Genomic DNA, 16,007 nt, shown 5'->3' on the forward strand with positions numbered 1-16,007 from the left:
GATTGCTTACCTGAATGGCCAGGTTGAAACTGTTTCTACCCCTGATTGTTTTTGCCGCGCTGGCGCTACTATTCTGGCGTGGCCTGTCTCTGAATCCGCAGGATATGCCCTCTGCACTGGTGAACAAGCCGGTACCGGAATTTGCGCTATTGGATGTGGAGTCCAACCGCGAGCGGAAAAAAACCGATCTGCCCAAAAAGCCCATGCTGCTGAACGTATGGGCGACCTGGTGTATTTCGTGTCGAGTGGAGCATCCCTACCTCAATGACCTGGCCGCCGATGGTGTCCCGATCGTGGGTATCAACCTGAAAGACGACAACGCGGCCGCGCAGAAATGGCTGGAAAAATTCCACAACCCCTATCTGTTTTCCGTGTCTGACATAGAAGGGCGCCTGGCGATGGACCTGGGTGTATTCGGTGCGCCTGAAACCTTTCTTGTGGATGCGGGCGGCACTATCCGCTGCAAGCACGTGGGCGTAGTGGACGATAAGGTTTGGCAGACCAAGCTGCAGCCCCTCTACCAACGATTACAGAATCAGGAATGGGACGATTTCTCCGGTGAGCTATCAGATTCCCTGCTCACCCGTTGTAACTGAGACGGAAGAAAAAAAGAGCCGCTTTATCTGCTGGTTGGGACCAGTCACTGATAAGGCGGCTTTTTTGCGTGAGCTTGAACGTATCCGTGTGCGTTACCCGGATGCTTCCCATCACTGTACCGCGCTGGTCATTGGCAACCCGGCCAACCCGGAGGTCATGCAGTCGGACGATGACGGTGAGCCCGGCGGTAGCGCTGGCAGGCCCATGCTGGAATTGTTGCTTAAGCAGGAAGTGGGCAATGTGGGTGCCATCGTGACGCGATACTTTGGCGGCACCAAGCTAGGTGTTGGCGGTCTGATGCGCGCGTATCGCGGCGCAGTGGGGGCCGCGTTGCAGTCTGTCGAGCTGAAGGTTTTCATTCCCCTGGTGTCGATTCAAGTGACCTGTGGCTTTGCCGAAGAGTCTCGGGTGCGGTTTCTGGTTGCGCAGTGCGGTGGCAGTTGCGCCGAGCCGAATTACACGGACCGGGTGGGTATTCCGGTCCGGCTCCCCCTCGATCAATGGCCTGCGCTCAGGGCGCAGCTTCATGCTGAGAGTATCGAAACCTGCGAGCTGGATTGATTCTATTTCCGCTGCATAGCGGTAGCGCTGGCAATGATATCTTCAGGTTTCATCCCCTCACTGAGCATTCTTGCTCCGCCCGGTATTACCAGCGCGGATCCTGTCGCCATTGCGACCCTCTTTCCCTCGGCATTTTCAATGTCACTGGATGCTACGCGTAACTGGCGCCCCAGATGGTGCACCCTTCCTGTAAGAGTAAGCGGATCAGTGCCTATGCTGGCAGGGCGGGTAAATCGAATGTGCATGTCCAGGCTCGCCATCAAGTCCCCAGGGGCGAGGGTGGAATATACGCTTGCGCCCATGGTGAACTCGGCAGCCCAGGCCAGTAGGCCACCATTAATTGAGAGGCTGCCATTGGAAAACCATGGGGAGGATGGGAGTGTGGCCTGGAAGAATCCGCTCTCGACTCTGGTGGGCTTGTAGCCAGTAAACTGCCAGATGGGGTGAGTGCGATTTTCTTGAATGGTTGCGCGCTGTAAATCAATGGGTGTCCATTTTCCAAATTCCTGCAGGTTGCAAAAGTCGCTTGCCGGTACATCTCTGAGATAGGGGTCGACGGTATCGGTTGGGCCGAGGTCTGGTTCGGGAAAAGAGGCATCTGGGTCAACCGGGAAGTCGGCAATCAGGCAGCGGGAACTGCCAAATGCGAGCGAGCGTCCTTGTTGATCGGTGATCAGCACGGTAGACAGGCCCACTTGGCTGCCGGAGTGCACGGTGTTTGCGTGGCCGATAATGGTCTCGGTTTGCTTGGTGATCGGGCGCAGGAAGCTGATGTTGAGTTCGGAAGTGGCCAGTACTTTTCCCGCGGGTAGCGTGGTCCAGATAGCGGAGGCCAGTGGCGAGTCCGCAAACAGTGCGAAAAGACCGCCCCAGTAAATGCCGGTACCGTCTGCGAGCCAGGGCGTTATGGGCATGGAAAAATTTGCCTTGCCCAGGCCAACTTCGGTTGGTCGCATTCCAGTGAGGCGCCAGATGGGTGGCACCGGAAGTTCACCGTGGATATAGCGCTTAAAGGTTTGCAGGCCAGACTGTTGTAGCGCCCGCAGGTCGGCTATTGCACCGCGCGCTGGCTCATCGGTGATGTAGGGCATCGCTCTCTCTCCGTCAGTTGTCGGAGAAATGGTAGGGTCTGGTGGTCGCTGGTGTTAATTCTGTGGAATGGAGATTGCGAGTGGACAAACAAAAAAGGCTCTCACTTTCGTGAGAGCCTCTTCTGTATATGGCGGACCGGACGGGACTCGAACCCGCGACCTCCGGCGTGACAGGCCGGCATTCTAACCAACTGAACTACCGGTCCGCATTCCTGACTCTCCTTTGCAAAATCTGCCTAGCAGACTAAAGGAAGTGGTGGGTGGTACAGGGGTCGAACCTGTGACCTACGCCTTGTAAGGGCGCCGCTCTACCAACTGAGCTAACCACCCCGCGTCAGGAGCTGCGTATAGTAATGATATTTTTTGGGGCGTCAACGCTTTTTGAAAATTTTTTTGAGATTCAATGGGTTAAGCCGATTCGCGGCCAGATACAGGCCCTGACCGTGCGCTTCTGCAGTGCGTGTAGGGAGGCCGTGGCACTGCTATAATCCGCGCAGTTTCCGCCGGAGAGATTCAGTGCCGAAGATCGCTAAAACATCATCGCTCGCCGCCGTGTTGACCTTGCTGCTTATTGTGGTCACGCCTTTTTCTGCTGTTCGCGCCTCGGTAGAGGTGGAGCAACTGTCGACTCCTGAACTGCAAGCGCGCTATCAGGTGTTGATTGAGGAAATGCGCTGCCCCAAATGCCAGAACCAGAATCTGGCGGGTTCCGACTCGATGGTGGCTACGGACCTGCGCCGGGAAATCCGCAGGCTGCTGGAAGAGGGCTTCAGTGATCAGGAAATTAACGAGTACATGGTGGCGCGCTACGGAGACTTTGTGCTCTATCGCCCCCCGTTGCAGCGCAATACGGTCGCGCTGTGGGTGGCGCCGGGCGTGTTTGCTGCCCTGGGATTGTTGACACTGATTGTGATTGTGGCGCGTTCCCGCGGTGGTCGTGGCGGCAGGCAGAGTGAGGTGTCCGAGGAATTGAGCGTAGAAGAGCAACAGCGGCTGGCGCAGTTGCTGAGTGCTGGTGAACAGGGTGGAAGTAAAAACGATGATTGATCTCTGGTTGATACTGGCGCTGCTGCTGTTGCCTTTGGCGGCCTTCATTGCCTGGCCTGTGTTCACGGGCAGGTTCAGGGGTAAGGCAAATGACCGCATGGATTCTGATGTGGATACCAGTGCGCAGGCCGAGCTCTACCGAGAGCACCTGGCCGAGCTGGAAGTTTCCCGGGCGAGCGGCGCCGTGGACGAGGCGCAGTACGCTTCGCTGAAAACCGAACTTGCGCGCAAGCTGTTGGCGGAAGAGGGCGGTGCCTACACGTTTTCCTCTGCCCGCAATGGCGGTCGCGGTTTATTGTTCGCGCTGGCGTTTGTGGTGCCTTTTGCCGCTATAGGTTTGTATTTCTACTGGGGTGCGCATGACGATCTCGCGCTGCACCGGGATCTTGCTGCGAGCCAATCCGGACAATCGAATATGGTGGTTGAAGCGCGGATTACCCAGGGGTTGCGCGAGCGCACGAAGACACATCCCCAAGATCTGTCGAGCCGCTATGTGCTCGCTCAGCGCCTGCTGGTGAGTAACGATATTCAGGGCGCCGTGGCCGAATACCGCTATATCGTGACTCATGAACCACAGGCGGCCAATATCCGCGCGGAGCTTGCCCAGGCACTGTTCTTTGCCAACGGGTCAAAGATGTCTCCGGATGTATTGAGTGAGGTCAATCAGGTGCTCGAGGCCCAGCCCGGGAACACCACCGCGCTTGGACTTGCCGGTATCGCGGCATTTGACCGCGAGGACTTTGGTGCGGCGAAGTCCTACTGGCAGCAGGCCCTGGCGCAGTTGACTCCGGGTTCCAATGCGGCCCAAGCTCTGGCCGCCGGGGTCGCGCGTGCCGAAAAGGCGCTCGCCGCGGCCGGCGGTCAGCTGGTGGTAAGCGAGGGTGAAAGCGAGCAAGTCCCGTCCGGTGAGGCATCAAGTGGCGCGAATGCGGATGCCGCAGCGGTGGCAGATGCTGGCCCCGTCGAGGATTCGGCCAATCGTATTGCCGTCACCGTTGCCCTTTCGGATGCCGTCAAGTCTTCCCCGGATACCCCTGTATTCATTTACGCGCGCACCGCGGAGAGTCCCATGCCGCTGGCGATCGTTCGTCTTTCCGCGGCGGATTTGCCTGCGGAGGTAGTGCTGGATGAGTCCCGCGCGATGATGCCCGGGCGCAGTCTGAAAACCGTGGACGAGGTGCAGCTTGTGGCGCGCCTGGCCATCGGCGGCAATGCGCGTCCGGCGCCCGGTGACTGGCAGGGAGGGGTTAAGACCCTGTCCCGGGCTAACTGGGGCAAGCCCGTCCATATCGTGATCGACCAGCAGATCTGATCCCCACCCGCTCGACCCCATGCCGCTTCCTCACTTGCCAGGGGCGTGTGGCATGGCGGTGCGGGTGGCTCGGTCAAAAATAGCGCTGAAACCGTGCCCGCAGCCATGTACAATCGGCGGTTTGCAAAGACAAATCGGCGATCTGGCTGTGCTTTTTATGTACCGAGCCGGATCCCCTCTGAGATCAAAATGAAGAGCGTTCGGCGGCAGCAAGTGTGACCGTACGGGCGCCGGGTATTACCGAGTTTCAAGACCATGCGTTTGAAGTGTATCAAGCTGGCCGGATTCAAGTCCTTCGTCGATCCGACCACCGTCTACTTCCCCTCCAACCTCAGCGCCGTGGTCGGCCCCAATGGTTGTGGTAAGTCCAACACCATCGACGCGGTGCGCTGGGTAATGGGTGAATCCTCCGCGAAGAACCTCCGCGGCGACTCCATGACCGACGTTATCTTCAATGGCTCCAGCGGCCGCAAGCCGGTGGGGCAGGCCTCCATCGAACTGGTGTTCGACAACTCCGCGGGCAAACTGGCCGGGGAGTACGCTGCATTCAGCGAGATTTCCGTAAAGCGTAAGGTGACTCGCGACGGCCAGAACAATTACTACCTGAACGGTGAGAAGTGTCGTCGTCGGGACGTGACCGACCTGTTCCTCGGTACCGGCCTGGGGCCGCGCAGTTACGCGATCATCGAACAGGGCATGATCTCCAAGTTGATCGAGGCCAAGCCGGAAGAGCTGCGGGTATTTATCGAGGAAGCCGCCGGAATCTCCAAGTACAAGGAGCGTCGCCGCGACACCGAAAACCGTATGCGCCGGACCAAGGAAAACCTTGAGCGCCTCACCGATATTCGTGATGAGCTGGATCGCCAGCTGGCGCGTTTGGAGCGCCAGTCCGCGGCGGCAGAAAAATACAGTCGCTTCAAAGACGAAGAGCGCACCCACAAGGCGCACCTGCAGGCCCTTAAATACAAGGACCTGGATGATCAGGCCAAGGCCAAGCAGCAGCAGATTGGCGAACTCGAACTCACCGTGGAAGAGTTGGTCACCCGCCAAGTGAGCTGCGATACCGGTATCGAAGAGCAGCGTGTTGCGTATCACGACCTGTCCGATGCCTTTAACGAAGTACAGGGACGCTTCTACTCGGTGGGTGCGGATATCGCGCGCCTGGAGCAGAGCATTTCCCACGCTCGCGAGCGCAACACCCAGCTGCAATCGGATTTTTCGCGCACCGAACAGGAATACAGTGAGTCCCAATCACTGCTGGCGGCAGACCAGGAAAAAGCGGTTGAATTTGATGCAGAGCTGGAAGTCATTGTGCCGGACCTGGAGATGGTGCAGGCCGCGGAAGAGGAGTCTGCGCAGGCTCTGCTGACCGCAGAAGACCAGATGCGCGACTGGCAGAACGAATGGGATCAGTTTAACCAGGGTGCATCCGGTTCCCGGCAAAAGGCCGAAGTGCAGCAATCCCGTATCCAGCATCTGGAAACCTCTACCCAGCGATTGCAGGACCGTATCAGTAAACTGCAGACCGAGCGCGAGAGCCTGTCTGGCTCTGGTGACGACAGTGAACTGGAACAGCAGAATGAAGAGCTGGCTGAACTGGAAATGCAGCTGGCGGAACTGCGCGAGTCGATCTCCGAGCAGGTAGAGCAGCTCTCCGACCTGCGCCGCAAGGAAACCGAGCTCGGTTCCGAACTGGATAAGGAGCGGCTGCAACTTCAGACCAGCCGCGGCCGCCAGGCTTCCCTGGAGGCTCTACAGCAGGCTGCCATGGGGCAGGGCAAATCCGTGGCCAATTGGCTGGAGCAGCAGGCGCTGCAGAATCGTCCGCGCCTGGCCGAGCAGATCAGCGCGCAGTCTGGTTGGGAGACCGCGGTGGAAACCGTGCTGGGCGCCCAGTTGCAGGCAGTGTGCATCGACCAGATTGAGTCTCTGCAGGAATCCCTGGGCAGCTTCGAGGGCGGCCAGGCGGTGTTCGTCGACGGCCAGAACGTAGCTTCTGTCGCTGCTGGCAGTCTGCCCAAGCTGGCAGAGGTGGTCGAGGGGCCGGCGTCCCTGGTTGGCCTGATCGATGGTATCTACACAGCGGACGACCTCACTACTGCGCTGGCGCAGCGGGCGCAATTGCGCGCGGGTGAATCCATCGTCACCCGTGACGGCCTCTGGGTTGGCCCCAACTGGCTGCGTGTCAGCCGCGGTGCCGATGCGGAAGCGGGTGTGCTTGCGCGCAAACAGGAACTTGAAAGCCTGGAAGAATCCCTGGCCGAGTGCGAGGCGCGCATCGAGGAGCTGTCCGAGCAGCGCGAACAATTGCGCACCCGCGCCGGTGAACTGGAATCGGGCATCGAGCAGTCTCGCAACAATGCCGAGCAGCTGAACCGCCGCACCGGCGATCTGCGCAGCCAGCTTTCCGCCCAGCGTGCCCGTCAGGAGCAGATGGACGAGCGCCGCCGTCGCATCGAACAGGAAATCACCGAAGTCAAAGAACAGAAGGAGATGGAGTCTGAAGCCATCTCCGAAGCGCGTATTGAGCTGCAGGAAGCCGTAGAGGCCATGAGCGACGACACCGATCGCCGCGAGTCCCTGCTTGCCCGCCGTGAAGAGCTGCGTGAGGCCCTGGATGCAGCGCGTCAGCGCGCCCGTGAGGACAAGGACCGCGCCCACGAGCTGGCCATGCGCGAACAGTCCGTGCGCACCCAGAAAGTTTCCCTTGAGCGCACCCTGCAAGTTTTGCGCGAGCAGGTCGAGCGCCTGCAGGAACGTCGCGAGCAGTTGAGACTGCAGATGGAAGAAGCCCAGGATCCCTCGCAGGATTTTCAGGCGGAGCTGGAAGAGAAACTGGCGCAGCGTATCGACGTGGAAAACGAGCTGGGCGAAGCGCGCAAAAAACTCGAGGAAGTGGAGTCCAGCCTGCGCAATCAGGAGCAGGAGCGCCACAAGGCAGAATCGGCCCTTCAGGGCGTGCGCGCCCAGCTGGAGCAGCAGCGCCTGGTTGCCCAGACACTGGAAACCCAGCGCAACGGCCTGGTAGAGCAGTTGCGGGAAGCGGATCACGATGTGGAAGCCCTGCTAGAGGAACTCCCGGAAGAGCTGACAATCGAAGCCGTACAGCAGGATATTGAGTTGGTGGCAGCGCGTATTTCCCGACTCGGCCCGATTAACCTGGCGGCGATCGACGAGTACAAGCAGGAATCCGAGCGCAAGCACTACCTGGATCGCCAGTACGACGATCTCACCGACGCGCTGGAAACGCTGGAAAATGCGATTCGCCGTATCGACAAGGAAACCCGTACCCGCTTCAAGGAGACCTTTGATCAGGTCAACAGCGGTCTGCAGGAGTTGTTCCCGAAAGTGTTCGGCGGCGGTCACGCCTACCTGGAGCTGACCGGCGACGACTTGCTGGATACCGGTATCGCGATCATGGCGCGTCCACCGGGCAAACGAAACAGCACTATTCACCTGCTGTCAGGTGGGGAAAAAGCGCTGACGGCAATCGCGCTGGTATTCTCTATTTTCCGCCTCAACCCGGCACCTTTCTGTATGCTGGATGAGGTAGACGCGCCACTGGATGATGCCAACGTTGGCCGCTACGCGCGCATGGTGAAAGAAATGTCCGCGCACGTGCAGTTCATCTACATTACCCACAACAAGATTGCCATGGAGATGGCCGATCAGCTGCTGGGTGTGACCATGCATGAGCCGGGCGTGTCCCGCCTGGTATCGGTGGATGTGGAAGAGGCCGCGGAGCTGGCGTCTGCGTAATGGTCTGCGTACTAAATAAACTGGGTTGTTTGGACAGGAAGATCCCGGTGGGTTACAACATGTGGAATCTGGCCCTGCAGGTTCGATGGATGTCGGCTTAGGGAGAGGGAAGCAGCAATGGACAACTGGCTGATCAATTTGCTGGTGCTGGTACTACTCGGTGTGGTGCTGGACGGTGCGCGCCGCGCGTACCTGAAACACCGCGATAGCGTGAAAGTATCCCGCAACCTGTCCCGAAACATGCGCAGGGACATGGACTCCACCGACGACGATATCCTGTCGGCCCCGCGCCCGACGCAGGTGGCCGAGCGCGCAGGTGCTGGTCACGCCGAGCAGCGTCCCGCACGCACACCTCAAAGCCGTGAGAAATCGAAATTCTCAGTGTCTGAACCGTCGGAATCCGAACTCGAATACATAGACCCGGAAGAGGCAGAAAAGCGCCGCCAGATTTCGGCGGAGCTGCCGGGTACGGTGCGTGTGGTTCAGCGGCGAAAGCCGGAGGATGCAACCCAGGTGAATCGCAAGGTTCAGCAGAACTTTCAGTCTTCCCGCAAACCCCTGGCCGGCAGCAAGCCTGAGCGTGGCGATGGCGAATCCGCGCCGGTAGAGGCGGGGCCGCGACCGACTGTGCCCGAGCAGACCTCTCTGAACCTGGAAGAGCAGGTGCCGATGCTGATGGATTCGGTGGTGGATTCGCCTATTGAAACAACCGGGGCACATGCTGATGTTGCTCCCCAGCCGCCTGCAGACGCAGTGTCGGGCCTGTCTGAAGAGCCGCTGACCAGCGACCGCCGCGAGCCGTCTCTGGATGAATCGGTCAGCCTGGAATCCCTGCAGGCTATGTCCACTTCTGGTGACGACATACCCGCAGAAGGCGAAGAAACTGCGCCACCGCTAAAATCCGGTTGGTCCGCACCCGAAATCAAATTGCCCGACCTGAAATTCCCGGATCTCAAAAAGGCGGTATCGCCTTCCCGTGAGGCCCGCCCGGCCAAAGAGCATGGCGGGAGCGCCAGTGGCAAGCCGGCGAGCGGCAAAAATTCCTCCGCCGATACGCGCAAGGAGCGCGCAGTGGAAGAGGTGCTGATCCTCAACATTATGGCCCCCGATGGCGACTATTTTGAGGGCAACGACCTGTTGCGGGTATTGCTTTCCAGCGGTCTGCGTTTTGGGGATATGAATATCTTCCACTACCACTGCGGTGATGTGGGCGAGGGCCCGGTGCTGTTCAGCCTTGCCAATATCGTGGTTCCTGGCACCTTCGATATGTCGGACATGGAAGACTTTACCACTCCCGGCATCAGCCTGTTTCTCGCGCTACCTGCGGAAGTGGAGGCACTCAAGGCCTTTGATACCTTGTTGTCCACCGCGCGCAATATTGCCGAACAGCTGGGCGGCGAGTTGAAAGACGAGAACCGCAGCGTGTTTACTGCGCAGACCGCGGAGCACTATCGCCAACGGGTGATGGAATTCCAGCGTCGTAAAGCGCTGGCTCGCGCCCAAGCCTGACATCCATGCAGATTTACCTGTAAGAGCTTGCCTTAGGGCGAATCGCAGTCCTGCATGGACTTGGTTATTCGCCTGCAGGCTGGCTTTTACGCCCAAAATGCCAACTCCCCACCGGCAAGAATTCCCAGTTTTTGCGGATAAAAAATGACAAAGAGCATTCCCCAGGAAAAGCAGCAGCGTGCAGAAAAGTTGCACGAAATCCTCAATCACGCCAATTACCAATATTACGTGCTCGATACGCCGGATCTTCCCGATGCGGAGTACGATCGCTGTCTGCGTGAACTACAGGCACTGGAAAGCGAATACCCCGCACTGATTACCTCTGATTCACCTACCCAAAGGGTGGGAGCGGAACCCCTGGCGGCGTTTACCCAGATTCGTCACGAAATGCCCATGTTGTCGCTGGATAATGCGTTCAACGATGAAGAGATGGAAGATTTCGATCGCCGAATCCGCGACCGCCTGAACAGCAGTGAGCCAGTGGAATATGCGTGCGAGCCCAAGCTGGATGGAATTGCGGTCAGCCTGCTGTACCGCAATGGTATTCTCGAGCGTGCGGCTACCCGCGGTGACGGCACCGTCGGTGAAGATATCACCCAGAATGTGCGCACTATCTATTCCGTGCCACTCAAGCTGCTCGCGGAGGATGTACCGGCGTTGCTCGAGGTGCGCGGCGAAATCTATATGCCGAAGGCCGGATTTAACGCGTTGAATGAAAGAGCGCGGGAGGTTGGGGAAAAGGGCTTTGTAAACCCGCGCAATGCAGCCGCTGGGAGTCTGCGCCAGCTGGATTCCCGCATTACAGCGCAGCGGCCACTGGAATTGTGCGTATACAGTGTCGGTGTAGTAGAGGGCGGAGAATTGCCGGAGCGTCACTCGGCGGTTCTCGAGCTGCTGAATCGTTGGGGTTTTCGCATCAACAGCGAAATGGCGGTGGCGAAAAATATCGGTGAGTGCCTCGAGTATTATCGCAGCCTCGGCGAAAAACGCGCGCAGCTGCCCTACGATATCGACGGTATCGTTTTCAAGGTCAACAGCATCCCATTGCAAAGAAGGCTTGGGTTTGTGGCGCGGGCGCCGCGCTGGGCTACCGCGTACAAATTCCCCGCGCAGGAAGAAATGACCCGCTTGCTGGATGTCGAATTTCAGGTTGGGCGCACCGGGGCGGTGACGCCGGTGGCACGGCTGGAGCCGGTGTTTGTGGGTGGCGTGACCGTATCCAACGCCACCCTGCACAACCGCGACGAGATTGCGCGGCTCGGGGTGAAGGTGGGCGATACGGTGATAATCCGCCGCGCCGGCGATGTGATTCCGCAGGTGGTTTCCGTGGTCGAGAGCCGCCGTCCTGACGACGCCCGCGATATTGAATTTCCAGCACACTGTCCGGTGTGTGATTCGCCGGTTGAGGCAACCCCCGGTGAGGCAGTGGCGCGTTGTAGTGGCGGCTTGATCTGTAGCGCCCAGCGCAAGCAGGCGATCAAACATTTTGCCTCGCGCAAGGCGCTGGATATCGATGGCCTGGGTGACAAGATTGTGGATCAGCTGGTTGATGAGGGGCTGCTCAATTCAGTGTCGGGACTTTACCACCTGTCCCTGGAGCCTCTGATGGCGCTGGAGCGGATGGGAGAGAAGTCCGCTCAGAACCTGCTGGATGCACTGGAAAAGAGCAAAAGCACCACCTTGCCCAAGTTTCTGTATGCGCTGGGTATCCGCGAAGTGGGAGAGGCCACTGCGCGCAATCTGGCGCGGCATTTCGGTGACCTGGATCATCTGATGCAGGCGGATAGCGAGGCACTGCAGCAGGTGGAAGATGTGGGGCCAGTGGTTGCCCATTATGTGGCTGAGTTTTTTGAGCAGCCGCATAACCTGGAAGAGATTGAGGCGCTGAAGCAGGCCGGGATTCACTGGAAGGCCGAGGTCCAGGAGGAGGGCAGCCAGCCGTTGGCGGGGCAGACCTGGGTGCTTACTGGTAAGCTCGAAACACTTTCTCGCAGTGAGGCCAAGGACTACCTGCAGCGTCTGGGTGCCAAGGTGGCAGGCAGTGTCTCCGCCAATACCCATACCGTAGTGGCGGGTCCCGGCGCCGGTTCAAAATTGAACAAGGCTCGGGAGCTTGAGTTGCCAATTCTGGATGAAGAAGCACTGATGGAAATGCTGCGAGAGCAGGGCATCGAGATCTAACGCCGTTCGATTTCTACACAATTTGCTGGGTGGATAAGCGAAGTCCATCCAGCCACATGGAATTGATCACTCGCTGACATTGAAAATGCGACCGGAATACAAATTTGTCGGTTTGCGGCAGTAGAATTCTGGCTTCCGCGCCGTTAAAGTTGGCCAATCTAGTTTTAAGAATTGGCCTGCTGGCAGTACCGTTGGTGCTGTAGTGGCGGCGTAGGGGTAGCGCAGAGTGATTCAGGGCGATCAGGAATCCATTGTTTACGGCTGTATTAAAGACAGTAACAGCCTGACCGGCGGCAGTGACCGTCGCCGGGTCAATCGCGAGTCTATCCTGGCGTTGCCCAGTGCTGACGAGTGGCCATTTCTTTGCCGTGATATGTTTTCCATACCCACCATCAAGGTCAAGCAGTCCCAGTACCAGACCGATGTCATTCACTTCGGTGCGTCCTATCGGGCGGTCGAATACGAGTGGAATCACTGGATCCAGAAATTCGAAGAGCTCCTGCAAAGCATGTACTGGGTGTCCGCAACGGTGCACCTTGAGACCGAGCTCTCAGGCACCCACTCGTTTACCTGGGAAGCCGCAGGTCTCTACCATGAACCAGGATGTGGGGAGATGCAGGTACGCTGTGAATGGACCCAGGAAGGCCGTGTAAGCATGTGACCTGGCCGCGAAAGCGTGTGGCCTGAGTGTGTACACGCTATCCTGCTCTGATAGTCCCAGGTTCCCGACCGACAACAGCTACTATTCTATTCAGTCTTCACATCGACCGGGGGTGCCCCATGTCAGATAGCTTGCCTGAAAACCCGTCTACAAAATCACCAGATTCATCTAACGACTTCCGTATCGAAAAAGACAGCCTGGGTGAAGTCCGTGTTCCCGGGCGCGCCCGATACGGTGCACAGACCCAGCGCGCCGTGGATAATTTTTCGGTCAGCGGAATCCCGTTGCCCGCGGATTTTTTACGCGCGGTGGTGGCGATCAAGAAGGCGGCGGCAGAGACCAATCAGCATCTGGGGTTGCTTGATAAGCCAATGGCCGCTGCCATTGTTAACGCTTGCGACCAGCTGAGTGAAGAGGATATCGCTGAGCAGTTTCCGGTAGATGTTTTCCAGACGGGCTCCGGCACCAGTACCAACATGAACGTAAACGAGGTACTGGCGCACATGGCGAGTGAACAGAGTGGTCTAGAAGTCGGCCCCAATGATCACGTCAATATGTGCCAGAGCAGCAACGATGTGATTCCCACAGCCATTCACCTGTCCGCATTGCTCGGGTTGCAAAACAAACTATTGCCAGCGTTGCTGCACCTGATAGAGGGCATTGAAGAAAAGGCAAGTTCTGTCGAGGGCGTCGTCAAAACCGGTCGCACTCATCTGATGGATGCGGTGCCCATTACACTCTCGCAGGAATTGAACGCCTGGGCAGCACAGATTCGCGCGTGTAAAACGCGCATTGAAGACTCGCTGCCCCGGTTGGAAGAGCTTGCACAGGGGGGCACTGCGGTCGGCACCGGACTGAACGCGCACAAAGACTTCGCTGATTTTTTCGCGCGACGACTGAGCGCCGATTGCGGTGTGTCCCTGCGGCCAGCGGCTAACCCTTTTGCCGCGATTGCCAGCCAGGATACTGCCGTGGAGATTTCCGGGCAGCTGAAAACCCTCGCGGTTGCACTAATGAAAATCGCCAATGATCTGCGCTGGATGAACAGTGGTCCGCTCGCCGGGTTTGGTGAAATTGCGTTGCCGGCATTGCAGCCCGGCAGCAGCATTATGCCGGGCAAGGTTAACCCGGTCATTGCAGAGTCTGTTGCCATGGTGGCCGCGAAAGTGATGGGAAATGACACGACCATCACGGTTGCGGGGCAGAGCGGTAATTTCCAGTTGAATGTCATGTTGCCCGTCATCGCTTGTTCTCTGCTGGAGAGTATCCGCATTCTCGCTTCCAGCACGCGGATGCTTGCAGATAAGGCCATCGCTGGCTTTACGGTGGATGACACAAAGATGCAGCAGGCTCTGGCGAAAAATCCGATTCTGGTAACCGCTCTCAATCCAGTGATTGGCTATACAAAAGCGGCTGAAATTGCCAAGGCCGCATACGCGAGCGGCCGCCCGGTACTGGACGTGGCCATAGAGATGACGGAACTCGGGGAGGACGAGCTGAAACAGCTACTGGATCCGGCTCGCCTGAGCCAGGGCGGGATCATTGATGGAGAGTGATGCGCTCAAGGTGTTAATCCTGAGAGGATGAGGCCGTCGCTGCGACCGATTAACTGAGTAGTAGAATCCCCAGCAGCATGGTGCCGATGACCAGCGTCAAGCACTCCACCCAGATAGCCAGTCTGCGCAGAATATTCCTGTCTTCGCGTCGGTAGAGTAGTCGCTTGTGCATACTCTGGTTCTCTCCTTTGTGGCGTCGTTGGCCGGCCTCGTTGACAGCGTGCGGTCGATGCTGCACGATTCTGCGCCGTATCCGGCATCTGCCCCTCTATCTTGCTCCTTGGCTGCACATCTGCGGAGAGGTCATCGGGCGCCGATTCTGTAATGGTCGTCGGAGTCGGAACCCCTCTATATATTGTTAAGGGTAGTGTGGTCGCAGTTCGTCGACCAATCATTCATTTTCCAGCCAAAGTGTCTCTGTTATGGCCTCAAAACGCCGTCGTTCGTTCATAACCAGCGTGCTCGCCTGCATTGCGTTTATTGCTGCGGCCATCTGGAGCTGGGATTTGCCAGTGGCCGATGTGCTCAGCTATCTGGTGCTGATGCTGATTTTTCTGGTGGTGATCGTCGCTGCGGCATTCGGTTTCGGTGCACTGTTGAGTTGGTTGCGCAATCGTCGCAATAAGTAATAAACACCGGGATCGGATTGCCAGTGCAAACAATGGAAAGTACCAACGACGATATTCGTATTCCCATCGCTTACGTGCAGCGATTGCTGGAAGAGGCTTCCAGTCACGGCTGTGACCGAGCTGAGCTCCTGTCATCGGTGGGGATTTCAGAGGGCGACCTGGAAGACACTGCGGCTTTTTCCGCAGTGAAATACGGACGCCTGTATCAGCGCGTGATGTGGCTCGCCCAGGATGAGTGGTTTGGCATGTTGAGCGGTGGGCGCGTACGTTCCGGGTCTTTTCGCCTGTTGTGCCTGACGGTGGTGAACTGCGCTACGGTGCGACAGGCAATCACGCTCAGCGCGGAATTTATGGAAATCTGTCGTGGATTCCGGGTAAAGCCGGTGCTTTACCCGCAGGGGGATAAAGACCGCGTGGTAATTGAGGGGATCAGTTCTCTGGAGCCTGGGGAATTTGATCAGCTGATCTCGGAAACCACCCCCGGGGTGATCCGTACCACCCTGGCGGTGTGGCACCGGTTCTACTGCTGGCTGGTCGGCCGCGAAATTCCGCTGGCCAAGCTGCATTTTTCTTTCCCCTGTCCGGAGGAGTTTCTTGCGCTCGCGCAAAGTGAAGCGGGTGAACTGCTGTTTGATCAGCCCGGCAATGCGCTCGAATATGAAAGTCGCTATCTGGACTACCCGATTGTGCAGAGTCCGCAGACGGTAGAGGACTTTATTCGCACTGCGCCCTACCATCTGGTGATCAGTGATGGCAGCGCCAACAGCATCAAGACCAAGGTTAAGACTATTCTCAACCGCGACGTGAGCGAGTCCATGCCGGCTGCAGAGGCGGTGGCGGAGCGGTTAAACATGTCTGTGACCACATTGCGTCGCAAGTTGCAGCAAGAGAGTACGTCTTACCAGAAATTGAAAGATGAGTGTCGTATGGAAGCGGCATTCCACTATCTCAGTTGTCCGGATCTATCCAACACCCAGATTGCGGAAATGCTCGGGTTCGATGAGGCCAGCGCCTTCTTCCGCGCATTCAAAAAGTGGACCGGAGTTACACCCGGTGAGTATCGCAAAAGCCCGCGCTCCACTTCCGCTGGTCTCTGATTTTTAC

At 58.0% G+C, this 16,007-nt stretch carries 13 protein-coding genes and 2 tRNA genes; 11 read left to right on the plus strand and 4 right to left on the minus strand.

Translation table 11 applies throughout. From position 1 onward, the window contains the following. The first annotated feature begins 14 nt into the window (after nucleotides 1-14). Nucleotides 15-596 carry a DsbE family thiol:disulfide interchange protein gene (locus tag LC059_RS13045; RefSeq protein ID WP_226704309.1) on the plus strand — a complete coding sequence of 194 codons (582 nt, stop codon included), beginning with the start codon at nucleotides 15-17 and terminating at the stop codon, nucleotides 594-596. Continuing rightward, nucleotides 559-1,158, plus strand: a complete 600-nt coding sequence (locus LC059_RS18070; RefSeq protein ID WP_226704310.1) for an IMPACT family protein — start codon at nucleotides 559-561, stop codon at nucleotides 1,156-1,158. The genes LC059_RS13045 and LC059_RS18070 overlap by 38 nt, the downstream gene beginning before the upstream one ends. A 2-nt stretch (nucleotides 1,159-1,160) precedes the next feature. Here the strand turns inward: LC059_RS18070 and LC059_RS13055 are convergent, their stop codons facing one another. From LC059_RS13055 to LC059_RS13065, 3 genes are all read right to left on the minus strand, one after another. Continuing rightward, the gene (locus LC059_RS13055; protein WP_226704311.1) at nucleotides 1,161-2,249 is read right to left on the minus strand and encodes a PaaI family thioesterase; all 1,089 of its coding nucleotides are present in this window, start codon (nucleotides 2,247-2,249) and stop codon (nucleotides 1,161-1,163) included. 129 nt (nucleotides 2,250-2,378) lie between these two features. After that, nucleotides 2,379-2,455 (minus strand) — tRNA-Asp (locus tag LC059_RS13060). Nucleotides 2,456-2,503: 48 nt separating this feature from the next. Then, nucleotides 2,504-2,579, minus strand: a tRNA-Val gene (locus LC059_RS13065). Between the two features lie 186 nt (nucleotides 2,580-2,765). On the opposite strand from LC059_RS13065, the gene LC059_RS13070 reads away from it, so the two are divergent. The 7 genes from LC059_RS13070 (at nucleotide 2,766) to LC059_RS13100 (ending at nucleotide 14,274) form a co-directional block, all read left to right on the plus strand. Then, nucleotides 2,766-3,296, plus strand: coding sequence for a cytochrome c-type biogenesis protein CcmH (locus LC059_RS13070; protein WP_226704312.1), 531 nt, complete (start codon nucleotides 2,766-2,768; stop codon nucleotides 3,294-3,296). After that, nucleotides 3,289-4,608 carry a c-type cytochrome biogenesis protein CcmI gene (ccmI, locus tag LC059_RS13075; RefSeq protein WP_226704313.1) on the plus strand — a complete coding sequence of 440 codons (1,320 nt, stop codon included), beginning with the start codon at nucleotides 3,289-3,291 and terminating at the stop codon, nucleotides 4,606-4,608. Before LC059_RS13070 ends, ccmI begins: the two co-directional genes overlap by 8 nt. Nucleotides 4,609-4,863: 255 nt before the next feature. Next, nucleotides 4,864-8,367, plus strand: coding sequence for a chromosome segregation protein SMC (gene smc / locus LC059_RS13080; protein ID WP_226704314.1), 3,504 nt, complete (start codon nucleotides 4,864-4,866; stop codon nucleotides 8,365-8,367). A 117-nt stretch (nucleotides 8,368-8,484) separates the two neighbouring features. Next, the gene (zipA, locus tag LC059_RS13085; RefSeq protein WP_226704315.1) at nucleotides 8,485-9,876 is read left to right on the plus strand and encodes a cell division protein ZipA; all 1,392 of its coding nucleotides are present in this window, start codon (nucleotides 8,485-8,487) and stop codon (nucleotides 9,874-9,876) included. A 144-nt stretch (nucleotides 9,877-10,020) separates the two neighbouring features. Next, nucleotides 10,021-12,057, plus strand: a complete 2,037-nt coding sequence (gene ligA / locus LC059_RS13090) for an NAD-dependent DNA ligase LigA (RefSeq protein WP_226704316.1) — start codon at nucleotides 10,021-10,023, stop codon at nucleotides 12,055-12,057. A 226-nt stretch (nucleotides 12,058-12,283) separates the two neighbouring features. Beyond that, on the plus strand, nucleotides 12,284-12,718 hold the full coding sequence (locus LC059_RS13095; protein WP_226704317.1) for a hypothetical protein: 435 nt from the start codon (nucleotides 12,284-12,286) through the stop codon (nucleotides 12,716-12,718). Between the two features lie 119 nt (nucleotides 12,719-12,837). Then, the gene (locus tag LC059_RS13100; RefSeq protein ID WP_226704318.1) at nucleotides 12,838-14,274 is read left to right on the plus strand and encodes a class II fumarate hydratase; all 1,437 of its coding nucleotides are present in this window, start codon (nucleotides 12,838-12,840) and stop codon (nucleotides 14,272-14,274) included. Nucleotides 14,275-14,323: 49 nt separating this feature from the next. On the opposite strand, the gene LC059_RS18005 is transcribed toward LC059_RS13100, so the two are convergent. Beyond that, a complete protein-coding gene (locus tag LC059_RS18005) occupies nucleotides 14,324-14,446 on the minus strand; it encodes a hypothetical protein (protein ID WP_264189600.1) in 123 nt (40 codons plus the stop codon). Between the two features lie 250 nt (nucleotides 14,447-14,696). On the opposite strand from LC059_RS18005, the gene LC059_RS13105 reads away from it, so the two are divergent. Next, nucleotides 14,697-14,903, plus strand: coding sequence for a hypothetical protein (locus tag LC059_RS13105; RefSeq protein WP_226704319.1), 207 nt, complete (start codon nucleotides 14,697-14,699; stop codon nucleotides 14,901-14,903). Between the two features lie 32 nt (nucleotides 14,904-14,935). Continuing rightward, nucleotides 14,936-16,000 carry an AraC family transcriptional regulator gene (locus LC059_RS13110; RefSeq protein ID WP_226704320.1) on the plus strand — a complete coding sequence of 355 codons (1,065 nt, stop codon included), beginning with the start codon at nucleotides 14,936-14,938 and terminating at the stop codon, nucleotides 15,998-16,000. Nucleotides 16,001-16,007: the final 7 nt, after the last annotated feature.

It is taken from the genome of Microbulbifer elongatus (assembly GCF_020524885.1).
Classification (GTDB): Bacteria; Pseudomonadota; Gammaproteobacteria; order Pseudomonadales; family Cellvibrionaceae; genus Microbulbifer; species Microbulbifer elongatus_A.

Bases quoted from the DNA above. Each gene is read 5' to 3' on its own strand.
- LC059_RS13045 (WP_226704309.1), top strand. From the start codon at position 15: ATGGCCAGGTTGAAACTGTTTCTACCCCTGATTGTTTTTGCCGCGCTG.
- LC059_RS13055 (WP_226704311.1), bottom strand. From the start codon at position 2,249: ATGCCCTACATCACCGATGAGCCAGCGCGCGGTGCAATAGCCGACCTG.
- ccmI (WP_226704313.1), top strand. From the start codon at position 3,289: ATGATTGATCTCTGGTTGATACTGGCGCTGCTGCTGTTGCCTTTGGCG.
- smc (WP_226704314.1), top strand. From the start codon at position 4,864: ATGCGTTTGAAGTGTATCAAGCTGGCCGGATTCAAGTCCTTCGTCGAT.
- zipA (WP_226704315.1), top strand. From the start codon at position 8,485: ATGGACAACTGGCTGATCAATTTGCTGGTGCTGGTACTACTCGGTGTG.
- ligA (WP_226704316.1), top strand. From the start codon at position 10,021: ATGACAAAGAGCATTCCCCAGGAAAAGCAGCAGCGTGCAGAAAAGTTG.
- LC059_RS13100 (WP_226704318.1), top strand. From the start codon at position 12,838: ATGTCAGATAGCTTGCCTGAAAACCCGTCTACAAAATCACCAGATTCA.
- LC059_RS18005 (WP_264189600.1), bottom strand. From the start codon at position 14,446: ATGCACAAGCGACTACTCTACCGACGCGAAGACAGGAATATTCTGCGC.
- LC059_RS13105 (WP_226704319.1), top strand. From the start codon at position 14,697: ATGGCCTCAAAACGCCGTCGTTCGTTCATAACCAGCGTGCTCGCCTGC.
- LC059_RS13110 (WP_226704320.1), top strand. From the start codon at position 14,936: ATGGAAAGTACCAACGACGATATTCGTATTCCCATCGCTTACGTGCAG.